The following is a 9,634-nucleotide window of genomic DNA, read 5'->3' as shown; positions in this document are numbered from 1 at the left end:
TGTATACGACCAACAGTATTGAGGCTCTCAACCGTGGCGTTCGGAAGGTAATCAAAACTCGAACCATGTTTCCGCATGAAGAATCCGCCAAGAAGCTGATTTACTTGGCACTTCAGCGCATTATGGAAAAATGGAAGCTGCCTGTTCGTGCTTGGAGTGAAGCCGTGCCGGTGTTTGCAGCCATGTACGGTGAGCGATTTGCTGCTGAGCAGGCTTAATTGCCGCGTAGTACTGAAACAGTGTTTCAGCATAGCAGTTGCAGGGTTACAACTTAAGGAGACGAAACTGCGATTTTTCCGGTAGCGGCGCGCCGCTGCATAGCCGCCCCCATGGGGGCGGCTATGCAGCCCTCCCATGCCGCCGTCGTACCCTGAATCATCGCATTACCACTGATAGAAAAATTGGGGCTTGACAGCCCCGAAGTACCTGGGGTTAAATACCCCTGTTAGCGAGCCAACAAGCTCAACCGTAAACCCGCGCTAGACACAAAAATCTACACACACCCGAATATTGTGACAGCTCAGAGTGTGACTAGTGATTGATGTCAGGTAATGAAAATGAAGAAATTTTCGATAATAATCCCTGCTTATAATGCAGAAAAAACCATTCGTGCCTGTATAGACGATATACGAAATTATTCGTATGACCTGAAGAAGGTAGAGTTAATTGTTGTTAATGATGGATCTATTGATCGAACGATGGATATCGTTAACGAAGTAAAGAACAAAGAGACTGCACTTGATATTAATATTATTAACAAGAATAATGGAGGGGTTTCCTCTGCTCGAAATGCAGGATTGAAAGAGGCAACGGGAGAATATATATTATTCTTGGATTCTGATGACAAGCTTTCTCCAAATAGTTTGGCGGATCTTGAGACGTTTTTAACTGAAAATCCTGTTCATATTGCGGTTTATAACATAGAATATACCAGCAATGGTAGGAGGCATTGGCGTAATGAATATCTTAAAAAGAGTGGCGTTTACGATGCTAATAAATTCTGTTATGGTGCTTTAACGACAGTCAATTTTTGCATAAGGAATAGAGGGACAGAAAATGAGCTTTTCGATGTTAATCTTTATATGCATGAGGATGAAGAATTCGCAACGCGAAATGCTCTGATCGAAGGACGGTTTGGTTTTTGCCAGGAAGCTGTGTATCTCTATGATAATACAAACGAAACGTCAGCCACAAATACAAAATTAAATCCTTATTATAGCTTTGATCAATCCATATCAGTATACGAAAAAATCATTGATGAGTCGATTAGGCGAGTAGGGACCATTTGTGAATATGTTCAAGCTGTCATTGTAAATGATTTAGGTTGGAAGTTGCGCAGTAACGTTCTGTTTTCAGAGTCTAAAAAGTTACAGAACGTTCAGGTTCAAAAAATAAGGGGTATATTGCAGCATATTAATCCTGAAATTATTCTAAATCACCCTAATCTTGACAAATTTCATAAACATTTCTTTTTGCGACTTTCTGGAGTTACGCCGAAGGTGTATTTCTTAGGGCAAAAGATAATGTTCGAAGTTGCTGGTTATCGAGAGCATGTCAAACAAAATGAAATCTACATTTCTAGAATAAGGCGCGAAGGAGATAGAGTGAGGTTTGTAGGATTTTATAAAACCTATATAACCGATTACATAAATCGAGATGAGGTTAAGATTTATGCTCTTCAAGGAAATCGAACTATTGAGTGCGTCAAACGGAAGACTTATTACTCTCATCACAGGTCTAAAACTAGGACTAATGATTTCCTTGGCTTCGAATTATTGGTTGATCTCGAATATTCAAGACTTAGTTTTTTCGTTACTATCAAAAATCGAGCCTACAGAATAAATAAGTTTGCCTTTAAAGACTATGGTGGATATAAAGATTTAAATATCAGAATTGGCGACTGTCTTTTATTTTTTGATAGGAGTGATGGAGAGTTTCGGTTCGAGAAATTATCTCTATTGAGCTTTGTCCGGTCTATCAATAAAGACAATATATTAGGAATGTCGCTGATTTCAATATCGGCATGCCTCCGAAAGTTTTCTAATATTAGTATTTACAACGATCGCGAAGGTGTATTTGATAATGCGCTATACCAATTTATTCATGATGTAGATAGTCATGATGGTATTGATAGGTATTATGTGTATTTTAAAGAGTCAGACAAAGAAATTTTGCGCAAACAGTATCGAATACCCGAATCGAAGTTGCTTAAAAATAAGACTCTGAAACATCAGATTTATTATCTTTCGGCCACTCGAATTGTTACTTCCTTTGTGGATTCCTCTTTTTATCAACCTATCGGTGCTGATAGATATAAGAACTATTATTCTGAATGGTGTGCACCAGAGATAATATATTTGCAACACGGGGTCTTGCATGCAAAAGGGTTGCACTATGCATCAGAATTCCTGAATATAGACAAGGTTGTTATTTCTACAACAATAGAAGAACGGTATTATAGAGAGTTGGGGTTTAGAGATGACCAGTTAATAGAAACCGGTGCCAGTCGATATACGCAACCGAGACGCAATCTTGCTGTAACTACGCGAATACGAAAAGTATTGTATTTGCCTTCGTGGCGGAGCTATCTCGCTGATAAGCAACAAAATAATAGGTGGGTGACTAATGTTAATAAATTTAAAGCGAGTGATCTATATAAGGAAATTAAAAAACTTGGTGAGCTTGCTGGCACTTCGGACATTGACATTGTTATTGATGTGCAGCCGCACCCAATTTTGAATACTGTTTCCGATTTGTTTAAGAGTTGCGGCTTTACTGTCAAGGCAAAATGCAATATTTCTGATTATGATTTGATTGTAACTGATTATTCTTCGATTGTTTACGATGCGGTATATGCTGGTATACCTATTATCTATTTCTGCCCCGATCGTAAGCAGTTTGATAATGGGCTGAATTTCTATTGCGAGATTTTGACTCCTATGGATGATGGTTTTGGTCCCTTGTCCGAGAATGCTGAAGATCTTCTGAAAAACTTGTTGTCGGTACGTGATAATGCCTCTCAGTATGTGATCGAGTATAATAAGAAGTATGAGGGTTTGTTTCTTGACTTTACTTCGCCCATTGATGAGTTTTACAGAAAAGTTTATGGCAATGTTAATTTGGAATAAATTACGGTGTAAGTCAGGCTTTCATAAAAATGTAATGCATTATGTTGGCTCTAATTATCAATGATATTTATTCTATTAAGGTAGCAAGATAAATATGTGTGGTATTGTTGCTGCGACAAGTTTTCGCGAAGTTGTGCCTTTTCTCCTTGAGGGGTTGTGCCGTCTTGAGTACCGAGGTTATGACTCATGCGGGATTGCTACTCTCGAAAATGGCGTTCTGAAGAGAAGTCGAACAGTGTCTCGTGTTCGTGAGCTATCTGAGCTCGCCTGTCAAGACGGTGTAACTGGCACGACTGGGATTGCACATACAAGATGGGCTACCCATGGGGCACCTGAGGTGTGCAATGCTCATCCGCATGTCTCGCGTGGTCATATTGCGTTGGTGCATAACGGCATTATCGAAAATTTTGAAGATATTCGCCGTGATCTTCTGGCGAAGGGCTATGAATTTACGAGCCAGACTGATACGGAAGTTATTGCTCATCTGATTAACGACAACGATGATGGGGATCTGCTTCAAGCTGTCATGTCTGCTACCAAGCATATTCGAGGTAGCTATGCAATTGCGGTCATTGCCACCGATGAGCCTAATCGTGTTATTGCAGCTCGCCAAGGGTCGCCCATGGTCATCGGTCTTGGAGATGGTGAAAACTTTGTCGCATCCGATGCTATGGCTGTAGGCGGCATGACTGAACGCATTGTCCACCTTCATGAAGGCGATGTTGTTGATGTTCGACCGAATTCCTGGAAGGTCTATGAGCGGACTGAGGGCGGGGATTACATTCCGGCAAAGCGAGAGGTTCAGGTTGTGCATGCCTATGCCGGTGCCGTTGAACTTGGACCGTATCGTCATTTCATGCAGAAGGAGATCTTCGAACAGCCTCGTGCAGTGAGCGACACGCTTGAAGGTGTGGCGGCTTTCTCTCCTACGCTTTTTGGTACGGATGCTGAAGGCATCTTCAGAAATACGAAGCGATTATTATTCCTGGCTTGTGGCACATCCTACTATGCAGCGCTTACGGCCAAGTATTGGATTGAGGAAGTTGCTGGAATTCCGTGCGATGTGGAAATTGCAAGCGAATATCGTTATCGCGTTTCCGTACCAGATACTCAGACGCTTGTGGTGACGATTTCTCAGTCCGGTGAGACAGCAGATACGCTTGCGGCTCTGCGTCATGCTCGCGATGATCTCGGCATGACGCAGACGCTCACGATTTGCAATGTAGCAACATCGGCCATGGTGAACGAAAGCCGTTTGGCATATATCACGAGGGCGGGTGTTGAGATTGGTGTGGCTTCTACAAAGGCTTTTACGACGCAGTTGACTGCTCTGTACTTACTCGCATTCACGCTAGCCAAGCTGAATGGACGTCTTGATGGAACGACTGAAGAGGAAGAACTCAAGCGTCTTCGCCATTTGCCGGCTGCTATGAGTGCTGTACTTGCGCTTGAGCCTTTGCTTATTGCCTGGGCAGAAAGTTTCGCAATCAAGCAACATGCCCTCTTCCTTGGTCGAGGCGTTCATTATCCAATTGCGCTCGAAGGAGCTCTAAAGCTCAAGGAGATCAGCTACATTCATGCTGAGGCTTATCCGGCTGGAGAACTCAAGCATGGGCCGCTTGCTCTGGTCGATCGGGAGATGCCAGTTGTTACGGTTGCTCCCAATGACCGGCTGTTGGAAAAGCTCAAGAGCAATATGCAGGAAGTTCGTGCCCGTGGCGGCGAGCTCTACGTATGTGCCGATGGTGATTCCATCATTGAGTCTAGCGATGGCATGCACGTTATTCGTATGCCGGAGAATTACGGACGTCTCTCGCCTATTCTCCATGTGGTGCCGTTACAGTTACTGGCTTATCACACAGCGCTCTTCTGTAGGACTGATGTCGATAAACCAAGAAACCTTGCAAAAAGTGTGACTGTTGAATAAGAGGATGGTCCATGCTTTCGCTTTTGGCCAGGATTTTTAAAACTGTCAAGCGGATGTTTTTTCAGTGTATCTATAGTCTAGATTGCAGAGTCAACACACAAGATGAACTGATTATTGTTTATTCGCCTAGTTCTGAAAAATTCAAAAATCTTCCATCGCTTTGTAAGGTCTTGCAGGAAAACGGTACCAAACATAAGGTCATTGAATCAACCCTGACATTAGCTAATGTACGTAGATTGAGCAGAGCGAAAGTTTTGTGTATCGATCAAGCTACGGAATTAACATCTAATTTGGTGTTGATAAATACAACCGAGGTGATACAAATCTGGCATGCAGGCGGTGCTTATAAGAAATTTGGTTATGATGCATCTGACGGTTCCGTTAGCGATTTAAAAAGGATAAAAAGAATACACGGGAATACAAAATGGGTTATAACTAGTTCGATGAAACTAGTTGATGTCTACTCTAGGGCTTTCATGTTACCCAGGAATCGAGTTTTGCCTTTGGGCTTGATAAGAACAGATGAGTACTACACAGCCAAAACTCATAAGAGTGCATCTTCGAAGATTATTCTTTATGCGCCAACATTTAGAACTAATCGCGATAATAGTAGATATGTTGCAGGGGTGGAGCTTGCTGTCGAGATTCTCAATACATATTTAAAACCTTTTGGCTATCTAATGGCAGTTCGGTTGCATCCGTCTGTTCGCGACAATCTTCAACTGGAAAATTGTTACGATTGGTCAGACCGACCATTATTAGATTGCTTGAGCGAAGCTATTGTTCTTATTACTGATTATTCATCAGTGTTTTTTGATTATTCGCTATTTGATGGTAGAATATTCTGGTACATACCTGATGGTAAAGCTTATTCTGTTGAAAGAGGTACATACTTTGATCCGCTAGTTGAATTTCCCGGATATTCATCCACTAACCTAAAAGATCTTTCGTTTAAGATAATTAATAATTGCGAAAGTAATACAAAGGATATCAAAGAAAGGTTTATGGATTGCTGTGATGGCAATTCTGGAGCTAGATTATTAAGACATATTAAAAATATTATAGGAGAACGATAATGGTTTATGCTGTATTATTAGCTGGGGGAATGGGTACGCGTCTAGGATTGCCGGTCCCAAAGCAATTTCTAAAAGTCGGGAGCAAAACTTTGTTAGAACATGCTGTTCAAAAGTTTGTTGTTAACGAAGAAATTGCGCACACTGTTGTGGTTGTGCCAGAGAATTGGTATGCACAATCGCAGGAAATCATAAGCAAACATAACTTCTCTAATCTTTCTATTTGTGTGGGCGGTAACAGTCGACAGGAATCCCTCTACAAGGGTTTAATGTGGTTGTGTCAAAACTTTGCAATTGCTGATGCTGACATTGTTGTGTCTCATGATGTTGCACGACCGTTTGTTACAACTCGAATGATTAAAGAGAATATCAAAATTTGCCGTTTGTATGGCGCTGCAGATACCGTTGTGGCATCTCCAGATACCATTGTGAGATCCATGGATAAGGATACAATATCGGAGGTTCCGGTGCGAGAGGAGATGTATCTTGGGCAGACACCACAAACATTCTTTATTAATAAATTTATCGAAATCTATGAGAAGTTGTCTCCAGATTATTTGGCTAAAGTTACTGACGCAGCGCGAATACTTTCTGATCATGATGTAACTGTTGGTCTTGTTACTGGTGATGTTTCTAATATGAAAATTACAACATTGTTCGACTTAAATATCGCGAATTCTATATTAATCCAAGCTAAGTAAGTGTCCTGGTATGATTGTTAAATCCTTTCCGTTGTTAAGACCGAATGTATTTGCCGATGATTTCAGAGAGTTAAATCATCATGATGATGAGGTTTTAGTTAGACCAAGACTTTTATCGATATGCGCTGCCGATCTTAGATACTATCTTGGCTTGAGGCCAGCAAGTGTTCTAGCAAAGAAACTGCCGATGATTTTGATCCATGAAGCAATTGGCACAATTGTGAAGGCGCCAGTGGATTCTGGAATAAAGGTTGGTGATTCAGCTATCCTATTACCGTGTGGTTGTGGAGCAAAACAAGGTACAAATTATCAAGACAAAGCTTTTTTTCGATCGAGTAATGCTGACGGTTTTTGTCAGGAACTTATTTCGTTACAACCAGAAGAAATTGTTCTTTTATCTAATCAATTTGACAGTGAACCTTTTGTATTTAGCGAATTATTGAGTGTATGTTTTCAAGCTTTGCGACAGATAAAGGATGAGGTTTCCACCGCGAAGTGTGTTGGCGTTTGGGGAGATGGTAGTCTAGGTTATTTGATGTCATTGCTTATCAAATCCCTATATCCAGAAAAACATGTGTCTGTTATAGGGAAACATGAAGATAGATTGGAGAAATTTGCTTTTGCTAACGAAGTAGAAACTATTTTCTCTCGATCAAATAGAAAATATGATGTTCTTGTTGAATGCGTCGGAGGAAATGGGGCTCAGATAGCTATCAATGATATGATTGATCATTCTATCCCTAACGCTACCTTGTTGTTAACTGGTGTAAGCGAGGTCTCGCCGGCGATTAATACTCGAAAGATCTTGGAAAAGGGACTCACTCTTAGAGGGACTACTAGATCTATACGTGAGGATTTTATTCTTGCAAATAACTTCCTTAAGTCAGATAAAAATAGATGTCTTGTCAAAGTACTTGACACAAAACGCTGTGATGTTCATACATCTATAGATCTTAGAAATGCTTTTGAGGAGGCAAAGGTCTCGAAATTCAAGACCACCATTAATTTCTTACCTTAAAATGAATAATCGAAATTATTTCGGCACAGATGGTGTGCGTGGTCGAGTTGGCAAGGCTCCCATCACCCCTGACTTTGTTTTGCGCCTTGGTCAAGCTGCTGGTCGCGTTCTTCGACGGCAAGGTTCATCGGGACACGCGACTGTATTGATCGGTAAAGATACCCGCGTTTCAGGCTACATGCTCGAAGCTGCCCTTCAGGCAGGCTTTTCGAGCGCTGGGGTTGACGTTGTCCTTTGTGGTCCCATCCCGACACCGGCTGTCGCATATCTGACCCAAGCACTTCGTTTGGATGCCGGCGTTGTCATCTCGGCTAGCCATAATCCTTACGATGATAACGGCATTAAGTTCTTCTCTGCTGAGGGGACGAAGTTTCCTGATTCTGTAGAACTTGAAATTGAAGATGAACTTGATGCCGGATATGCTTGTGTACCCTCTTCCGAGTTAGGGAAGGCTCTTCGTTTAAATGATGCTGCAGGTCGCTACATTGAGTTCTGTAAGTCGACGATCGACTTCAGTACTGACCTTAAGGGCCTTCGCATATTGGTCGATTGTGCCAATGGTGCAGCGTATCACATTGCTCCCGATGTCTTTCACGAGCTCGGTGCAAAAGTGGTTGCAGTAGGGAATACTCCTAACGGACACAATATCAACGCTGGCGTAGGTGCAACCCATACCGAGAACCTCTCACGCCTTTGTGCTGAGAACGGTTGCGATGTTGCCGTGAGCCTTGACGGCGATGCTGATCGCCTCGTCATGGCAGATGCACATGGCCATGTCTACAATGGCGATGAACTTCTCTACGTTATCGTTCGAGACCGCATGTTGGCTGGCCCGGTGGAAGGATGTGTCGGAACCCTGATGACTAATTATGAGCTTGAAAGACGCTTTGGTGAGTTGGGTGTTGGATTTGTTCGTGCAAAGGTGGGAGATCGTTACGTTCTTGAAGAACTCAAGCGTAAAGGCTGGCTTTATGGAGGCGAGTCTTCCGGCCACATTATTGCCCTTGATCGTCAGACGACAGGAGATGGCATTGTCAGTGCTCTACAGGTTCTCGCTGCGATGCGACGAAATGGCCAGACCCTCGCTGAATTGACTGCCGATCTCAAATTAATGCCTCAGGTGCTGGTTAACAAGCGACTCTCTGCGGGCTATGACTGGCAGAATGACCGCGAATTCTCTCGGACTGTTGAGCTGTGCCGCAGTGAGGTTGAAGGCTGCGGGCGTGTCTTGATTCGACCGTCCGGTACGGAACCTCTGCTTCGAATCATGGTCGAAGCAGAGGACGCCGAAATAGCTTCTAGACTTGCTCATCAAATGGCGGACAGTCTTTCAGTGTCTGCCGATTAATGACACTGGTTTCGTCATTATTAAGGCTTGAGGCAGGTGGCGGTGAATGTCAAGTGAGCTTTCGCCGATTTTGTTCTTAAAAAGTAGGTTGTAGTCTGAGCTCAGTGAGGGCTTTGCCCTCTCCGCCTTCGGCGGATTCACCCAGAGTTTTTTGGCCCGTAGAAAACCTTTGATGCAGCTGCGCAGCACCGTTCGCGCGGAGAGGTCGGCAGGCCGGTAGAATGAGCCTCCTCAGGCAGGAGGAGTCAGAGCCTGAGGCCCGCGGAAAACCGCCAAACGCCTTGTTGCAGCAGCTGCGGGGCGTTTGTTCAAGCTGCCTTGGCATGCTTTTCCTCCAACTGCCCATTTTCGGGGTTAAGCCACACCTCTTTGATCGGCGTACAGTTCAGCACTCTCCCGGTGATCCAGCGCTCCGGATGGCGTCTGCGAGCCTCCAGCA

Annotated in this window: 7 protein-coding genes; all 7 read left to right on the top strand. The window is 43.2% G+C overall.

The window, feature by feature from the left end; translation table 11 throughout:
- Positions 1 to 218, top strand: a 218-nt coding sequence (locus BQ7486_RS11520; RefSeq protein WP_143182966.1) for a transposase, incomplete at its 5' end; no start/stop codon positions are given.
- 339 nt (positions 219 to 557) lie between these two features.
- Positions 558 to 3,128: a bifunctional glycosyltransferase/CDP-glycerol:glycerophosphate glycerophosphotransferase gene (locus BQ7486_RS00055; RefSeq protein WP_074008516.1), complete on the top strand. Its 2,571-nt coding sequence runs from the start codon at positions 558 to 560 to the stop codon at positions 3,126 to 3,128.
- Positions 3,129 to 3,222: 94 nt separating this feature from the next.
- Positions 3,223 to 5,055: a glutamine--fructose-6-phosphate transaminase (isomerizing) gene (gene glmS / locus BQ7486_RS00050; RefSeq protein ID WP_074008515.1), complete on the top strand. Its 1,833-nt coding sequence runs from the start codon at positions 3,223 to 3,225 to the stop codon at positions 5,053 to 5,055.
- Positions 5,056 to 5,066: 11 nt separating this feature from the next.
- On the top strand, positions 5,067 to 6,131 hold the full coding sequence (locus BQ7486_RS00045; RefSeq protein ID WP_084765498.1) for a CDP-glycerol glycerophosphotransferase family protein: 1,065 nt from the start codon (positions 5,067 to 5,069) through the stop codon (positions 6,129 to 6,131).
- Positions 6,131 to 6,829, top strand: coding sequence for an IspD/TarI family cytidylyltransferase (locus BQ7486_RS00040; RefSeq protein ID WP_074008513.1), 699 nt, complete (start codon positions 6,131 to 6,133; stop codon positions 6,827 to 6,829). The genes BQ7486_RS00045 and BQ7486_RS00040 overlap by 1 nt, the downstream gene beginning before the upstream one ends.
- Before the next feature lie 10 nt (positions 6,830 to 6,839).
- A complete protein-coding gene (locus tag BQ7486_RS00035; RefSeq protein ID WP_074008512.1) occupies positions 6,840 to 7,847 on the top strand; it encodes an alcohol dehydrogenase catalytic domain-containing protein in 1,008 nt (335 codons plus the stop codon).
- Position 7,848: 1 nt separating this feature from the next.
- On the top strand, positions 7,849 to 9,195 hold the full coding sequence (glmM, locus tag BQ7486_RS00030; RefSeq protein ID WP_074008511.1) for a phosphoglucosamine mutase: 1,347 nt from the start codon (positions 7,849 to 7,851) through the stop codon (positions 9,193 to 9,195).
- Positions 9,196 to 9,634: the final 439 nt, after the last annotated feature.

It is taken from the genome of Duodenibacillus massiliensis (assembly GCF_900128485.1).
In the GTDB taxonomy this organism is placed as follows: Bacteria; Pseudomonadota; Gammaproteobacteria; order Burkholderiales; family Burkholderiaceae_F; genus Duodenibacillus; species Duodenibacillus massiliensis.
The sequence above is the reverse complement of the archived record's forward strand: the minus strand, read 5'-3'. Positions and strand labels throughout refer to the sequence as shown.